Origin of the sequence: Aeromonas sp. S13(2024) (assembly GCF_041402405.1) — a bacterium.
In the GTDB taxonomy this organism is placed as follows: domain Bacteria; phylum Pseudomonadota; class Gammaproteobacteria; order Enterobacterales; family Aeromonadaceae; genus Aeromonas; species Aeromonas veronii.
In genome coordinates this window covers 568,163-584,314 of the sequence record NZ_JBGLRA010000001.1, presented here as the reverse complement: position 1 = coordinate 584,314, position 16,152 = coordinate 568,163, and the positions used below count along the sequence as shown (strand labels likewise).

Annotated in this window: 9 protein-coding genes; 5 read left to right on the top strand and 4 right to left on the bottom strand. The window is 56.5% G+C overall.

Features of this window, described 5'->3' with window-relative positions; genetic code table 11:
• Positions 1–5 precede the first annotated feature (5 nt).
• The 4 genes from dptH to ACB042_RS02565 all read right to left on the bottom strand — a co-directional run bounded on the left by dptH (position 6) and on the right by ACB042_RS02565 (position 9,441).
• Positions 6–5,108, bottom strand: a complete 5,103-nt coding sequence (dptH, locus tag ACB042_RS02580; RefSeq protein ID WP_371177725.1) for a DNA phosphorothioation-dependent restriction protein DptH — start codon at positions 5,106–5,108, stop codon at positions 6–8.
• The gene (gene dptG / locus ACB042_RS02575; protein ID WP_371177724.1) at positions 5,089–6,417 is read right to left on the bottom strand and encodes a DNA phosphorothioation-dependent restriction protein DptG; all 1,329 of its coding nucleotides are present in this window, start codon (positions 6,415–6,417) and stop codon (positions 5,089–5,091) included. The genes dptH and dptG overlap by 20 nt, the downstream gene beginning before the upstream one ends.
• Positions 6,418–6,419: 2 nt before the next feature.
• Positions 6,420–8,039 carry a DNA phosphorothioation-dependent restriction protein DptF gene (dptF, locus tag ACB042_RS02570; protein ID WP_371177723.1) on the bottom strand — a complete coding sequence of 540 codons (1,620 nt, stop codon included), beginning with the start codon at positions 8,037–8,039 and terminating at the stop codon, positions 6,420–6,422.
• A 412-nt stretch (positions 8,040–8,451) separates the two neighbouring features.
• Complete coding sequence (locus ACB042_RS02565) at positions 8,452–9,441, bottom strand: DUF2860 family protein (protein WP_371177722.1); 990 nt, start codon at positions 9,439–9,441, stop codon at positions 8,452–8,454.
• A gap of 277 nt (positions 9,442–9,718) precedes the next feature.
• Between ACB042_RS02565 and ACB042_RS02560 the strand changes: the two genes are divergently transcribed.
• The 5 genes from ACB042_RS02560 to ACB042_RS02540 all read left to right on the top strand — a co-directional run bounded on the left by ACB042_RS02560 (position 9,719) and on the right by ACB042_RS02540 (position 16,143).
• On the top strand, positions 9,719–10,204 hold the full coding sequence (locus tag ACB042_RS02560) for a YqhA family protein (protein WP_005333692.1): 486 nt from the start codon (positions 9,719–9,721) through the stop codon (positions 10,202–10,204).
• A gap of 128 nt (positions 10,205–10,332) precedes the next feature.
• A complete protein-coding gene (locus ACB042_RS02555; protein WP_139460155.1) occupies positions 10,333–10,782 on the top strand; it encodes a hypothetical protein in 450 nt (149 codons plus the stop codon).
• Positions 10,783–10,786: 4 nt separating this feature from the next.
• A complete protein-coding gene (locus ACB042_RS02550; RefSeq protein WP_371177721.1) occupies positions 10,787–13,777 on the top strand; it encodes a YncE family protein in 2,991 nt (996 codons plus the stop codon).
• Positions 13,777–14,616, top strand: a complete 840-nt coding sequence (locus ACB042_RS02545) for an FTR1 family protein (RefSeq protein ID WP_371177720.1) — start codon at positions 13,777–13,779, stop codon at positions 14,614–14,616. The genes ACB042_RS02550 and ACB042_RS02545 overlap by 1 nt, the downstream gene beginning before the upstream one ends.
• Before the next feature lie 102 nt (positions 14,617–14,718).
• On the top strand, positions 14,719–16,143 hold the full coding sequence (locus tag ACB042_RS02540) for an NAD(P)/FAD-dependent oxidoreductase (protein WP_371177719.1): 1,425 nt from the start codon (positions 14,719–14,721) through the stop codon (positions 16,141–16,143).
• Positions 16,144–16,152: the final 9 nt, after the last annotated feature.

Here is a 16,152-nt window from a genome sequence, read left to right as displayed (position 1 = left end):
ATCCATTAAAGCTCCCAAAACGCTCTATCCCGCATCATAGATACCTTTTTATCTCCATCAATATAGAGACTAAAGTGCTTATCCAATTTGCGGATATTTTCCATTAATTGTTCTTGCTCGGTCTTATCATCTTTATTAAAGATGGCCTTGATATCGGCATTCTTGATCTCGGCAACGCGATGCACCACCCAGGTCAAAATATAAGAGCCGTAGTTGTTTTCCCCGGTTTTAAAGTGGCTCAAGTCCTGGGTTGAGAGGATCACCCCTACCCCATACTCGCGCCCCTCTTTCAGGATCTTGCGCAGGCTGGGGAAGTCCTGCGACATAAAGTTGTCGGCCTCGTCGACCAGGATCATCTTGGTGATCTGGCGATAATCGCCGTTGACTTGCGGTTTGCCGCGCTTTTGCATCTGCGAATAGAAGAGATCCAGCGTCAGGGCTACCACCAAGTTCTGGATCTGGGGTGAGTAGCCCGCCAGCTCGATCACCGTCACACCATCGAGCAGCTCATACAGGGAGCTCACCTTATCCGGCATGGTTTCAAAGATCTCGTAGGTGACCAGCGAGTCGAGCGCCGCATAGAGAGAGTCTTCTTCTACCTTCTCCTGTTCAAGATAGAGATCCCACACCTGAGCCAAAGTGGGCGCGGGCCTTGACCAGGTGCTGGCGTCAGACCTGCTGATCCCAGCCAGATCATAGGCATCGAGGATTAACTTGCGCAGCCGTAGCTGCTGCTTGGGCCCGAGGCCGAAGGCTTTGGCCAGGGTCTCGGCAAACCCGGTCGCGGTATGCACCGGCAGCATCGGCATATCGCCATAGAGCGAGAGCGGATTGTACGACAGGCGATACAACTTCAGCCGCTTGCTCTGGTTGGCTTCACTAAAGGCATCATCCACATAGTCAGATTTGTAATCGAAGATCAGCAGACCGATACGTGCCCCCTCGACGTTGTTGTCTTGCTGGCGCATCAGCTGGGTGATCAGCGACTTGGTAAACTGGGTTTTGCCGGTGCCCATGGTGCCAATGATGCCGGTATTGGTATTCATAAAACGGGCGGTATTAGTCGGCTCCCAATAGAGCGGCGTTTGCCGCAGCGCCTCGTGGCCAAACAGGATACGCATGGGTTCTGTCGGCTCGCCGGTCAGTCCCGTTTCCAGCGGTACTGGGGTAACCGGGTCGGTGTTTTGGGTATCAGTGGCTGGTGCCAATGGCGCCATATCCACCGCCTGATTGCCCCCTTCTTTTGGCTGCGGTTGAGAGCCAGATTCAGGCTCAGCCGCCTCTTCTCTGGGCCCCAGCAGATATTGTTTGTCTACGTGGCACAGGGTCACCAGCTCATCAAGCGCAGGGGCGCTGCTGGCCTGAATAAGGCTACCCAGCAAGGCGTAGGGCAGTTCAACCTGCAATACGCCCCGCTCGGTCATCTGGTAGTGAGGCACAAAGAAGCTGTCGTTTTCGATATGGGCGACCACAAAGCCTTCGGGATAGTCGGGCACGCTGGCCAGGGTATATTCCCCTTTGAGCCACCACTCCCGCTCGATCAACAGCGGCGCAAGCTGCGCCGGCTGCATCACTTGATAGAGGCAAAGCTTGTCGACCTGCATCAGCACCTGGCGAATAAAGAGACCACGGTAGAGCCGTGCGGCCAGAGTGTTGGGGCCAAGTACTTCTTCCATCAGGTAACGTTTAAGCTCCAGCGCCTGTTGCCCGGCATAGGCAAAGTCGGGTCTGACACCGGTCTTGACCTCCAGAGGCAACAGATAGAGTTGCTTGCCCTTGAAGCCGACAAAGAGCACGTCATCTGAAATGGCCCCTTTGCGATACCCATGCACCTGACGGGAGAACTCGCTGTCGCTCATCTTGAGGCCCACATTGCCGGAGACGCGGATCATCTCGGCCACGGAGAGGGGGACCCAGCAGATATCAGATTGCCGCAACAGGGCTGAGACAAACTTGTAAGCACCGATGATGCCGTTCTTCTCTTTGCGCTCCTTGTCGTTGGCCGTGAGCATCTTGAGCAGCCACTCGCCGTTGAAGGCATTGAATTCGGAGAGCAGCGTCTCCCCTTGTCCGTGACCCTCTTTTTGCAACAAGCGTTTAAAGAGGTCTACCTGCTTGGTTACCGTGATGGCGTCATAACCGGCCGTGCTGGTGTATTGATCCGAGTAGTGGATCAGCACCACATCCTGCTGACTGGTGAAGAAATCGAGGGTCACCTTGGGATCGATGATGGTGGTCCACAGTGCGCTGTCATAAGAGCGGGTCAGCAGAGCCTTGAAATCGGCACTGACCGCCAGCCCCAGGCTGGTTGCCAGATACTGGGCATTGCTCTGGCTAGCCGGTTGCCACAGGTTGCCCAGCATACGGGCAACCCGCAGCGACTGCACCCCTTGATAGGGCACGCCACGCAGACCAAAGGCGGTGAAATAGGCCGCCCCTTTCGTTTCGGCCGCTTCCCCAGCGATCAAGCCATCACACAACACACCACTCAGAGCTTCATCGGTATTGATGGGATGGCACTCTACCGGCTCCTGGTTACGGAAAAACGCCAGGTGGGCATAGGCAAACTGCTCACGCTCGTTGGGCAGGGTGAACTTGCTGTAGGTCAGGCGGCTGCGGATCAGGTCGATCAACATATCGGCCTCAGCACGCAGCGCAGTGGTGTTCAAGCCAAGCCAGGTTTTCAGCTCGTCATAAGCGGCCGTTTCGGCAAAGCGGTCGAAATCGTTGAATTGCAACCGCTCATCGTAGAAGTTCACATGGATGGCGATCGCCTGCTCTTTGTGCAGCTTGAAGTGCTCGATCAAACCGAGGAAGAGCTCTGCCGCACTCGCCTGATTGATGGCATTGACGATCAGGGTGCTCTTGGCTCCGGCACTGAACAGCCGGGAATAGGCCTGGGTAAACTCGGCCAGTTTGTCGCGCACCAGACGCTTGATGTAGCTGTAGCTCTCCTGCTTTTGTGGCACCACGTCGAGCCAGAAGCTGTTCTCCCGCACCGGCAGCAAATGGGCGTAACCAGAGTCATTGTCATAGACGAAAGGCAGCAAGCCAGATGCAACCAGGCGCTCGCGGGTTACCTCTGGCAATTCGGCAAAAGAGCTGACGCCATCTTCATCGCGATCGGCTTTTATCTCGGCCACCAATTGCAGGTGATAGGCAAGAACCAAGGGGTGCAGAGGGCTTAGGCGTTGCCACTCATCCTGGCGGCACAGGCCAATGCGCATCAACTGTTTGTGCTCGAGCGCCAACACCGCATTGGTTGGTATCTCGCTTAGCGCCGCTTCGTAGGCATCCAGCACCCGCTGTACCAGGGCGCAATAGCTGTCGCCCCAGGCCACCAGGCTCGGCAAGGTTTTATGGTGTTGCAGATAGTCAAACAGGGCGGCATAAGCGCTATGCAAATCAGGGAACCTTGCACTAATCGCTGCAAGTGGCATTGGTTCGGCAGACAGACCGATATACAAGGCCCGCTCATCAACCATCCTAGCTTCGAGATTCAGCAGCTGCTGGCGGATACCGGCCACGCCACTTTCGCTGTTATCGAAAATGATCTTGCCTTTGGCCCGCAGATACTCGGCATTACGGTCATCTCTAAGCAACTTGGCGAAACGATCTCTGTCAAATAGCAGCGGAACGCAGATGCTCTCATCAGCGGCCGGGCCTTCAATATTGATGGGCAAGCGACGCTCGCCATTGACCAGCTCAAACTGGATCTGTTCGCTCTGCTCGGCCAGCGCATCAAAGTTCACCCAGCCACAGGCGCTGCAGTCCACTTCACCCTCATCATCAGCCAGATGCATGATGGCGTTTTTCTCTGGGTTGACCTTGAACTTGTTCTCTTCCAGCAGCAGGGTCAGCCACTTCTTGCCCGCATCTACTCGGAAGCAGTGCAACAACTCATCGAAATAGAAATCTCCCTGCTCTACCACTAGACAACGGAACTTGTACTCTTCGGAGCGGTTATCGCGTTTGAGCTCAAGGCTAAAAAAGGTGGGTTCTCCTGTGACGGGCAAGGTCACCGTCGCCCAGCAGCGTTTACCACCGACACGGCTGACAGAATAAGTAACCGCATTTTTGAGCGGCCCATTGTGCATCAGTTTGAACTGGCTCTCGTCCAGATCATTACCGATGAAGGTAAAAGAGAGGTTGAGGGTTTTCTCCCCCGGCGGGAGCTGGATCAGCAGGCTCAGGTCGCGTTGTCCCGCCTTGCTCTGGCTTTTGGCTCTTTGTTGCAGTGAGCCACTGTCAACGGCCACCTCTTCCAATAGCAACTTTTGCGCTTTGTTGGCTTCAATCTCTTTGAGGTAGGCCTCGAATTCCAGATCACGCCAGCTCTCATCCTGGAAATGCTGGCGGATAAACTTGGCGCTGAACTCTTTCAGGACACTCTCGAGCTGATCGAGATCATAATGCTCAACCGCATCTTCAATCTCGCGCCGCAGCTTGCGGTTAGCTTGGAGCCGCTTGCTGATCTGGGCCTTCTTGCCACTCCAGCTCAAAATGACCGGGTCATTGAATAGCTGGAGCTCATCAAATTCCAGAACACCATCTTGATCAAGCGCACTAAACAGAGGAGCAAAACCAAATACAGTCGCCCCCTCTTCGGTGATGAGGGCCAGTTGCTCTTCAAGCAGGCAGGCTGACAGCTCCTTGTTACTGCTGCCAACATCTATCAGCGCGCCAAGCTGCTGCGAGAGACTATCCGGATGCCAGACAGCACCGGGCGCCCCCAAATCAAGCGCACTGTTGATCAGGGTATCCAGCATGCTGTTGTGGATAATGAGCAGGGCTGCTTTTTCAAATTCTGCACTGCGCCCTGCGACCAGATCACGTAAACGGGAGATGTAGTTTTCGGTAAATCCCGGAGCCTCACCATGCAACACAGGTAAAACCCGCACGCCATTGCACTCTATATACGGCAGGTCAATGCCATCGGCCGTAGCCAGCGTATTTGTGGCAGCAAAGGTCACCAGTGACTGATAGAGCACCAGACCGTTTTCTGCGCTGGGGGATTTGAACTGGTAACGAGAGCCCGGCTCAATGTCGGCACTGACCCACTCGATAAAACGTTCGGCCAGAAAATGCTCAAAGGGTCTTGCGGACATATACGGCGTCTCCACTATCACTCATTCGTTCTACATTGCCCATGCGCTCATAGAAGCTGACCAGTTGCTGCAATGACTGGTTATCAAGATAAAAACCGCGCTGTTCGAAGCCTTTGCGCAGATCGTGCAGGCGCAGCTTGTCGGCCTTGCCGATGGTGAGATTGGTCAACAGCAACAGCTGATCCTGATTCAGTACCAGGGTGCGGCCAGCGGCCCCCCGGGCCTGAATAAAATCACTGAGCAGCTTCTCTTCCAGCTCTTTGACATATTTCTTGTTCACGCCGCCACGGGAGGTATTGGCATCACGGAATTGCTCAAGTGCAAACTCTTTGAGCTGCTCGAAGGCTTCTGCCACGCTGTTTGTGAGAGGACGCTCAGGCCGTAACCCGCGCTTCTCTCTAAAGGCCTGTAGATAGTTGTTCAAATCTTCCAGCAACTGAGTCTGGTCAGCATATGCCGTGGCATCGCGATAAACCTGCCAGAGTGGTCTTTTCTTGGCATCCCCTGGCAACTGCAGCACGTCAAGGGCGGAAAGCAGCGGGAAAACCCGCTCGCTGGCAGCCGCCAGCAGCTTGTAGCCAGAACGCTTTACCGATGTACGTTCAGAGCTGGCCTTTTCCGAATCGAGAATAAAGTAGAGAGGCTTGCTTTGGGGCTCATGTTGCCAATCGGTCACATTCAGTGCCAGCTGAGCACAGTAAGCAAAGGCATACAGCTTGAGTGTGCCAGGCAAGGCTTGCAGCAGATACTGGGGATGCGCAGCCAAAAACCGAATATCTTCACGAAATACGGCATTCAAAAAAGGTAGATAAGGTTGCTCATCCTCATTTTTTACCAGGTTGCCGCTTTGCAGCCTGCCTTGCAAAACGGACAGCAGTTCTTGCTCGACAAAGTTGAGCTTGTCATCGAGCGCATCTTCCAGGAAGAAATTCCCCAACAGACCTGCAAACAATTTGCACAACCGCGTATCTGGTGCGCTGAGATCGGCTTGTCCACTCTTCTTACCTTTGGCCTTAAACAACAGGAACAGCGGTGAAATATGAAAGAGTGCATCATTTGAAAAATAGGCTCGCTCAAGCACATGCCAAAAATCAGGATCGTCGAGCTTGCCTGCAAACCGGGCTTTGCACTCCTCCTTAAACTGCTCGAATTCATAGGCAGTCACCTGCTTGCGCAAGGAAAGCCCCAGCACGACACCTGTCACGGTATCCCAGTCAAACTCATTGCCTTTGTTGCGAATGGGCCAGTAGTTGGTGAGCTTGTTTTTATCAACCGGAGCTAATCCGGCAGGAATTGGATACAGAGACATGACTATCTGGTTCCTTCTACAGTGATCATGCCGTCATCCAAACCAAGACGGTAATGCTGATCACCTTCGTAATAGTGAAGAACAGGGCTCTTTTTAGCGACAGCGCGGATTTGCTCAACCATCTCATCAAGCAACACGATGGCATTCTTGTCGTACTTGTTTGGCCGATAGCCATTGTTGAGCTTGCAGATCAGCTCAAACAGATTGAGGTTGATTGCCATTGGTGCCAAGGGCTGATCATCAATCTTCAGATAGGCGCTGAAATGATCGTGTTTCTCGACATGCTGACGCTGAATTGCGCTGTAATCAGCTTTCAGATCGACAGGTGCCGCGACATGACACTGGCCAAATTGACCAAGAGAAAGCTCTCGCTTTGACAACTCAGGGGCATTGCGGTTGGCATAAACAAAAATGGCCGGGATCAGCGCTTTCACATAGAAATTGCGCAAGGCCAGCTGGCTTCCACCCTCCCCAAGATACTGACTATGCTGCAGCCAGACAGTGGCATAGTGTTCAAGTACCTGCTCTTCAAAATCGACTTTGAATTGGTGATGGTAGTTATTGCCAAGCTCGCAGTCCTTAAGCAGATAAAAAAGCCGCAGAAGGGATGCGGCTTGACCCGCTTTATCACGAGGCTCGTTGAATATGAGCCCCAGTTTTGCCAGCTCGACCATAAAGGCATCCAGCGCCTCATCCGGTAGATTCAGCTCATAACGCAGCACAAACTGGTCTACCGCTTGGGTATGAATCAAGGCAGGATCAAAGTCAGCAAGACGCAGGCTTAGCTCGCTGTCTTTAGCCAGAAACAGGTTGTCAAAGAGGTAATGCTCCCCGGCCAGAAGCTGATGCAACAGATCCAGCAAGGCGCGAGTCGTAATGAATTGATCCTTGATCAAACGGGTTTTGAACAGAGTGGTAATGATAATCTCTTGCACGTGCTCATTGGCCAGCAGCCTGAAATTGGCGATGAGGCGCATGTCGCGTTGGCGTTGCTCATCTGCAAGGGTAATAGCATGAAACAGATTGTCATCGGTTGGCTGAGTTAACCGCTTGAGCAGTTGACGCATAAAGCTTGAATAGCTGCCAGCGTCATCATTAAAACGAAATTTTGGATAGGACTCGAAATCCAGAAAGTGATATGCCCCTTGCGTTCTCTCGCCACTATCCAAAAAACGCTCTATCACGCCACGCAACTCACTGTGCCGCTCAGCCCCTTCTTTGGCAAAGTTGGCCAGCATACCGATATTGATACCAACCACCAGGGGTTGAGCCCCATCTCCTGCACGATCAAAGAGTTCGTTTAGCGCATCGATTGCTGATTGATGAGGCGAAAAGCTATGGGTTGCATCCAGATGGAAGGTATATCTGTTTTTATATTGGTCATAGCTACGTGACAATATTTCAGATTTGCCATCACCACTACTGCCGCATAAAAACACACACTCACCAGGCTGCAATGAACGGAGGCACTTCTCAAAATCATCCTCGATTTCGGGTGTAACGTAGAGATAATCCTTGAGGTCATCAAACAGATCTCTCTGACGTTGTGTTGTCGTCTTGACCGAGAAGGAAGAAGATTTAGCCAAAACCCCGAGGGCCTTGCGAAGGGAGATTGTGCTCACGGTATAACCCTATCATTTCATATCTGACCGATACTAACTGATTGAATCATTGGGAGACTACAAGAAAGGATGAGTCTTTGTATGAATCCTTGACGTTCGTCAAATCTGAACTCACATTTGTTTTTATCTTATACAGGCACATAGTCCACTTATTCAGCTACTAGGCTGAATTTCACTCAGCACAAATAGCATTACACTTGAGATTTTCTTGCCGTTTTTTCCCAAATCAACCTGTATCTCATGACCCCCTCTCTACCCCAGATGAACGCTACACTGTCAAAACATCTCTTGCCGGCATGTAATGACCAACCTGCATACAGCTTGAATTGTCTATTGAGCGCCATCCCATAAACAAAGAGCTGGATTGACCAGCCCCTTTGTATGCACCTCATCTCACTGCCGGATGCCGGGATCAGAAACGGTAGAGCAGACCCGTGGTGATGCTGGTGGCGCGAATATCGTAAAAGTCGATCCCGGAGTCTGCATTGGCGTAGCTGGCGCTCAGGAGTGCAGAGAGCGGCGCAATGCCAAACAGCTGGTGCCAGAAGAGGGTGGCATCGATAGCCATGTCGCGGCTGTCGGCACGCAGGCCAAACAGCGGATTGGCCTCGTCATAGTCGCGCTTGCCCAGATAGAGGTTGCTGACGAACGACCAGCGAGACGAGGTTTTGGCGTAGGTGAGCTGCAACCCCTTGCTCACATAAGACTCGGCACTGCCCGCCAGATCAGCCTTCTCATAGCGCAATGCTGGCTCGAGGAACTGATCGTCTGTTAGCCGGAACTGGTAGGAGACCTCGGCGGAGTTGACCCGACCATTGCGATCCAGCATCCCCATCACCGCGCGGCCATATTGCTCGCCGCTGGACTCCCCATCCACCTTGACGTCGCGGCTCGTGATGCTGCCACTGAGCGCACTGCCCCAGATGTTGTCCCACGCCAAACGGGCACCGTGGGATCTCACATCACTTTCCTGACGAGCTACACCCACCGCAAAGGGATCGCGCCAGACCTTGACCGGGGTGGCATTGAACACCAGCGAACCGGCCACGATCCCCTTGTCCCCCAGTTGCTGGCGCAGCCCGAACTGCTGGGTACCGTCACCACGAATGGCATCCTGAATGAGGTTGCCCAGGAACAACTGGCTACCGGTGGAGGCAAAGGTGTAACGCAGATCCCCGTTGATCACCGGATCAAGGTGACGCTGCTGCGCCGCAGCACCCAAAGCGTCAATACGCTCGCTACCTGCACTCCCCGTGGCAAAATTGGACTTGGTCTCGCCAACGCTGGCCCCCGCCAGCACACTACCGGAAAAACCAGATTCCCCGGGAATGGCTCCCAGCTCTTGTGCCTGAACCCCGCTTGCAACCAGCATCCCCATACTCAACAGCAGACCAATACGCATCGCAACACTCCTGGCAAGCGGCCACAAGAGTGGGCCGAGCCTGATAAATAGGAGGGAGGCAGTCGCCCCCCAGTATCGAGAAGCGGCATGTTACGGCGGGGAAAAATCACAAATAAGACAGCGGGATGCGGTTTTATTTTTTATGATGGCTTTTTATTTTTTTATAGGCGCAAGCAGGGGGCGACCCGGCATAATCAGTCCCCACGGCCTTGCAACGCTGCGGGCTGCTCGCGCCATACTCACTCTATTTACCCCTGTTCCCAACATCGGAGTTCTCATGCGTCGATTCAATTTCATGCTCAATGGCAGCAGATTGATGATGTTCCCCTTCTACATTGGCATTCTCATCTGCGTGGTATTGCTGATGGTGAAGTTTGCCATGCAGCTCTATCAGCTTTCTGTAAACATTTTCGAGATCCCCTATCTGGACCTCATTACCGGCGTGCTGACCCTGGTGGACTTTATACTGGTGGCCCAGATGCTGATCTTGGTCGCCATCTGTGGCTATGTGCAATTTATCCAGACGGAAGAGCAGCGCGCCTCCCTTAGCAGCAACTGGCTCAGCAAGATCAACTTTGCCTCCCTCAAGCTCATCGTCATCAACTCGCTGGTGACTATTGCCGGAGTGGAGGTGCTCAAGGCATTTCTCGAAGATGGCATCATCAACGAAGTCGATATGAAGTGGTCCGTGGTGGTGTTTCTCGCCTTCTCGCTGGCCGCGCTCATCTATGCGGTGACCGAGCGGATGGCGGAGCATAAATAGTCGAGTTTGATCACTGTGCTTGTTCAGCCTTTATTCACCAGCAATACAATTGATAACACTTTTCATTACTCTTACTGCGTTATAAACTTGCTCCCCCCGGGCTGCCCCGCCCGGGTGCTGGAGCCTTTATGACAAGCCTTTCTCTCTCACCCCGACAATTCTGGCAGTGGCTGGCCTACCACCATCAGGCCGCCGAGGGCACCCTCTATCTGATGTTCTTCTCCGGCCTGCTGCTGTGGGAACCGCTGACCCCGCTCTGGTCGCTGGCACGCTGGAATCTGTTCTTGCATGTGATGCTCTCGCTCACCCTGTTTCCGCTGCTGTTTGGCGCCTTCTGGCTCTCCCATCGCAGCTTGTTGCACCGCAGCAACAAACCCTTTTTGCGCACCACGGGGCGGATTATCGAAGCCCTGCTGCTGATCTGTCTGGCCAGCGGCCTGCTGCTTGTGCTGCACGGCACTCCGGGCGATGCCATGGGCAACCTCGCCAGCTGGGCCCACTGGTTGAGCGCGTTGGCGTTAACTCCTCTGGTGCTGCGCCATGCCTGGCGCTGGACCATCTTGAAATGGCGCACCTGATCCCATGTTGAAGTCATCGTTCTCTGCATATTTGTCACCCCTGCTGGCCCTCCTCCTGCTGCTGGCCAGCCCCTTCGCGTTTGCCCAGCAGATGAGTTCAGGGATGCTGGCTTATGAAGAGGGAAGCGCCCCGCGCCTCGTCACCGCCAACCTGAGCGCAGGTTCCGTCACCCTGCTGGAGCGCGATAGCGGCAAGCGCCTGAAAGAGGTGCAGCTGGGGGGCGATCTGCGCCAGCTGGCCCGCGCCGATGGTGGTACCCTGCTGGTCACCGACTACAGCGGCGATCGCCTGCTGCTGCTGGATGATGATCTCGATCTGGAAAAGACGATCCCCACCGGCCACCGCCCCTATGGGGTCATCTTCGATGTCAAGCGGCAGTGGTTCTGGGTCACCCTGTTCGAATCCGCTCGTCTGCAGGCCTACGACACCGCCGGCAACCTCCAGCTGGATGCAGAAACCGCCGAGACTCCCCGTGGGCTGGCCCTGACCGACGACGATCGCCTGCTGCTCACCCACGCCATGACCGGCCAGCTCGCCATCTATGATCTCGCCAAGCTCGGCCACGGCGCCAAGGGAGCTTCGCTTCCCAAGCCCAAGCTCATTACCCTGGCCGAGACCCATAGCGACACGCCGAGCGACTCTCAAGGCTTGCCGCGCCTGCTCGATGGCATCGCCCTCTCCCCAGATGGCAGCGAGGCCTGGCTGCCCCATGTGCTGTGGAGCTTCAGCCACCCCTTCCAGTTTCAGAGCACCGTCTTTCCGGCTGTCTCCATCATCGATCTCGATGAGGAGAAAGAGCGGGTCGATGAAAGAAAACAGCTCTTTTTGCAGATCAATCTGCCAAGCGTCGGCAACCGCAGCCAGATCGTCTCCAACCCGTTCGCAGCGCGCTTTGCCGCCGACGGCAAGCGGGTCTATCTGACCCTGGCGGGCTCGGAAGATCTGCTGGTGTTCGATCTCTCCCGCAGCGGCAAGTCCAACAACAACCGCCACCGCCGCAAGAAGTTTCAGGGGGGCGCCAAGGCGACCCAGCTCTTGCGCCACCTGCCGGGCCAGAATCCGCGGGATCTGCTGATCGACGGTGACCATATTCTGGTGCACAACGCCATGGGGCAGGATCTCACCCGCCTCAATAGCGGCGGCAGCGGCCCGTTTGCCCGGGTCACCGTCGATGTGCCCCACTTCGCCAAGCTGGTAGAGACGGATCCGCGCCCCGAGCCGCTTCAGCGCGGCGAGCGGCTATTCAACCTTGGTAACACAGCGGCCAACTCACGCTTCCCCATGGCTGGGGACAACTGGATGAGCTGCAACTCCTGCCATCTGGACGGATTCAATTTCACCAATCGCTATCTGATGGCGGCCCATCGCCAGAAGAGCGGCGACAACGCCATCAACGGCCACGCCAACCTCACCAACATGGTGGCGGGGGATTTTGTCGGCGAATACCTGCGCATGACCCAGCAGACCCAAGGCGGCATGGGCCATGACACCCGCGATGGGGCCGAGGCAGTTGACCCCGCCAAGCCCCAGCCCGAGGTGAAGGCGATGATGGAAGATCTGCACGCCTTCGTCACCGCCGATGGCAACCTCCCCTATCTCGCCAACTGGCTGCGACTCGATGCCCCGCGCACGGATCCCGCCAAGGCGCCGACCACCCACCCGAAGGAGTGGCTCAACTCCGCCTCCTGCCAGAACTGCCACCAACAGGCGTTCAAGGATTGGAGCGAGAGCAACCACAGGCTGATGGGCAACTCCCACCCCTACTACAAAGTGGTGCAGGCGCTGGCCCGCGAAACCGAAGGGGAAGCGTTCGGTCAGTGGTGTCAGGGCTGCCACATGCCCCAGCAGGTGATGACAGGCCAGCTGGATCTGCCCAATGGCTCCCACATGTTCGAGCAGGGCGGCGCCTCGCTGATTGGCGCTCACAAGGCGGGCGAACCTGTGGTGGAGGAAGGGACCGGCTGCGTGCTCTGCCATCGCATCACCAAGGTAGAAGATGCGGGCGGCAACAGCGCCTTTACCGTGAATTTGAAAGACCGCGAGAGCTATGTGTTCGAGGATGCCCCGGGCGGCAGCCTCCAGCACTGGATGGCTGAGCGGCAGATCAACGCCCGTCCGGCGGCCCACAAAGCCTCCTATCAAAAGGATTTCTACCGCGACGCGGCTCTGTGCAAGTCGTGCCACAACGAGTTTGCCCCGGGCACCGGCGCCAATATCGTCAACACCTGGGACGAGTGGGAAAAATCCAGCTTCGCGAACGCCGAGGATCCTGCCAAGCGGCGCACCTGTATCGACTGCCATATGAACCCGGAGCCGGGCAATGGCGGCGCGCCAGTGGCGGGCCAGTCCACCGAAAACGGCACCATGAAGGCGCGGCTCTATCGCCACAACTTTACCGGCGCCCAGCATCAGCTGGTGGGGCTGCGCAATCCCGACCTTGAGCAGGAGAGTCTGGCGCTCTTGCGCTCCAGCGCTACCCTCTCGGCCCGTATCGAACGGGGGGCAGACAGCCCGCAACTGGTGGTGCGGGTCGCCAATACCGGCGCGGGCCATGCCCTGCCCACCGGGGTGGCCGATTTCCGTGAACTCTGGCTGGAACTGACCGTCACTGACGCCAGCGGCAAGCTGGTGCTTGCCAGCGGCCAGCCGGTGGATGGCGCAGTCCCTGACGATGCGCGACTGTTCAGAAAAGTGTTCGGCGATGCCGAGGGCAAGCCGGTGGGGCTCAAGTTCTGGCGCTACGCCAAGCTCTTGGAAGATACCCGCATTCCGGCCGATGGCTGGCGAGATGAAGCCTGGCCGCTGCCCGCAGATGCCCAAGGGCCCTTCAAGGCCGATATAAAACTCAATTTCCGCACCTACCCCAAGTGGGTCAATGATGCGGTGCGCGCCGCCGAGCCGAGCTTGCCGGAGCCACCCATAGTGCAGCTAAATCGGTTGCAACTTGCCTTGCAGCCTCTCCCCGTCACGCCCGCTACGGAGCCTCAATCCTGATGTTTGCAAGTTTTCTGATTACCCTGCGCGAGGGGCTGGAAGCCTTCCTGCTGGTCGGCATCTGCCTCTCCTACCTCGCCAAGCTGGGGGCGAGCCGCTACAACAAGTTCATCTATCTGGGGGTGGGGCTTGGCCTTGTCGCCTCCCTTGTGGTCGCCTTCCTGTTCCAGGTGGTGGTGAGCCAGTTCGAGAGCGAGCGTTACAACCACCTCTTGATGGCGGGGATCCTCATCTTCGCTACTCTGGTGCTCACCTATATGGCGATCTGGATGCAAAAACAGGCCAAATCCCAGGTCGGGGCCATGACAGCGCGCATCGATGCGGCCATCGATGGCGGCAACCTGTTTGGTCTGGTGCTGCTTGCCTTTCTGGCGGTGATGCGCGAAGGATTTGAAACCGTGCTCTTCTTCTCCGCCCTGCTCTATTCGGGCCAAGGGGTCGATCTGCAATCCGGCCTGATGGGCGCGCTGGCGGGGTTGCTGGTCTCCATCGCGCTGGTGTGGGGACTGCTGCGCTCCACCCGCAAGGTGGCGCTGGCTCCTTTCTTCCGCTGGACCGGCCTGCTTATCATCATCATAGCCGCAGGCTTGCTCTCGTCCGCCGTCAACATGTTGCAGGCGGCAGAGATCATCACCTTCTGGACCACGCCGGTGTTCGACATCAGCCACATTCTCGACGATCAGGGGGTATTTGGTACCTTCCTGCGCGCTCTGTTTGGCTACAATGCCTCACCCGCTGGCTTGCAGCTGCTGACCTGGTCCCTCTATCTGGCGATCTTCGTTACCCTCTGGCAGCGCAGCTATCGCCCGCAGGTGAGCGCCGCATCCAGCAAGAGCTGAACCCGCACGCCCTGTGGCAACAAGGCCACAGGGTAACAACACTATTCGGGAGCCGCGCCTTGGCGCGGTTCCCTTATCTATCAAGCAGTTTCGGAATAGGTCATGAGCGATAACAACAAGAAAAGCATTGCAGTGCTGGGCGCTGGCCCCGCCGGTTTGATGGCGGCCTGGCGCCTGCGCCGCGCCGGTTTTGCCGTCACCCTGTTCGAGCAGGAGCCGGTGGTCGGTGGCATGTGCGCCACCCAGACCTTCAAGGGGCGCGATGGGGAGTATCGCTTTGACTACGGCGGCCACCGCTTTATCACCAAAAACCCCGAGCTGCTCGCCTTTATCGACGAGCTGATGGGGGATGACCTGCTCCACGCCGAGCGCAAGAGCGTGATCCGCTTTGGCGGGCGCACCTATGACTACCCCCTGAACCTGCCCAACCTGCTAAAAACAGCGCCGCTGGCCCTGATGGCCGGTGCCGTGAAAGACTTGCTGCTGTTGCCTTTTGCCAAGAAGCCCACCGATTTTGCCAAGGCGAGCTTTGCCGAGTGGATCCAGAGTCACTTCGGCCGCACCCTCTATCGCCAGTTCTTCGAGGGCTACACCGGCAAGCTGTGGGGCATCAATCCGGACCAGCTCTCCGCCGACTGGGCCGGTCAGCGTATCAGCTTGATCGATCTCAAAGACGTGGCCCGCCGCCTGCTGCCAAGACGCAACGGCAGTATCTCGGTGCGCACCTATGCCCGCAAATACCGTTATCCAAAGTATGGCTTTGGCCAGATCTTCACCACTCTGGGGGAGCGACTGGTGGCAGAGGGCGTTGCGCTCAAAACCGGCGCTACCATCACCCGCCTTGAGCAGGCCGATGGCCGCATCGAACGGGTGTATTGGAAACAAGATGACGTTGAGCTGAGCGAGCGCTTTGATCAGGTGATCTCCACCCTGCCGCTGCCGCTCACCTGCCAGCATCTGGGCGTGCCGTGCGATCTGCACTACCGGTCGCTTCGCTTCGTCAATATGCCGCTCAAGCAGGAGAACCTGTCGGACAACACCTGGCAGTACCTCTCCGACCCCCATATTCTGGCCACCCGTTTGCAGGAGCCGCGCCGCCGTAGCCCCTTTATGGCGCCCCAAGGCCAAACCTCGGTGATGCTGGAGATCCCCTGCAATCCGGGGGATGCCACCTGGCAAGCGCCGCTCTCTGATCTGCGCGGTCGGGTCACCGCTGATCTGGCGAGCCTTGGCGTCGATACCGCCAAGCTTGGCGATGAAACTTTTGAAGCACGTAGCGAATACGCCTATCCGCTGATGGATTTGGGCTATCAGGCTCGCCGCAACGAAGCCATCAAGGCGCTGATGCCCATCAGTAACCTCATCATGACCGGCCGTCAGGGGACATTCCGCTACATCTTCACCGACACCGCCATGGAGATGGGGATGATGGCCGCTGACATGGTGATCGACGGGGTGGACAGACGCCACGCCATCTTCAACCATCGCAACGAAAATACCGTAATCGAAACCCAGAGCGTGGCCTGATGGCCGCGC

Coding starts and splice junctions, on each gene's coding strand:
- dptH (WP_371177725.1), bottom strand. CDS start 5,108: ATGTCCGCAAGACCCTTTGAGCATTTTCTGGCCGAACGTTTTATCGAG.
- ACB042_RS02540 (WP_371177719.1), top strand. CDS start 14,719: ATGAGCGATAACAACAAGAAAAGCATTGCAGTGCTGGGCGCTGGCCCC.
- ACB042_RS02545 (WP_371177720.1), top strand. CDS start 13,777: ATGTTTGCAAGTTTTCTGATTACCCTGCGCGAGGGGCTGGAAGCCTTC.
- ACB042_RS02555 (WP_139460155.1), top strand. CDS start 10,333: ATGACAAGCCTTTCTCTCTCACCCCGACAATTCTGGCAGTGGCTGGCC.
- dptG (WP_371177724.1), bottom strand. CDS start 6,417: ATGTCTCTGTATCCAATTCCTGCCGGATTAGCTCCGGTTGATAAAAAC.
- ACB042_RS02550 (WP_371177721.1), top strand. CDS start 10,787: ATGTTGAAGTCATCGTTCTCTGCATATTTGTCACCCCTGCTGGCCCTC.
- ACB042_RS02560 (WP_005333692.1), top strand. CDS start 9,719: ATGCGTCGATTCAATTTCATGCTCAATGGCAGCAGATTGATGATGTTC.
- ACB042_RS02565 (WP_371177722.1), bottom strand. CDS start 9,441: ATGCGTATTGGTCTGCTGTTGAGTATGGGGATGCTGGTTGCAAGCGGG.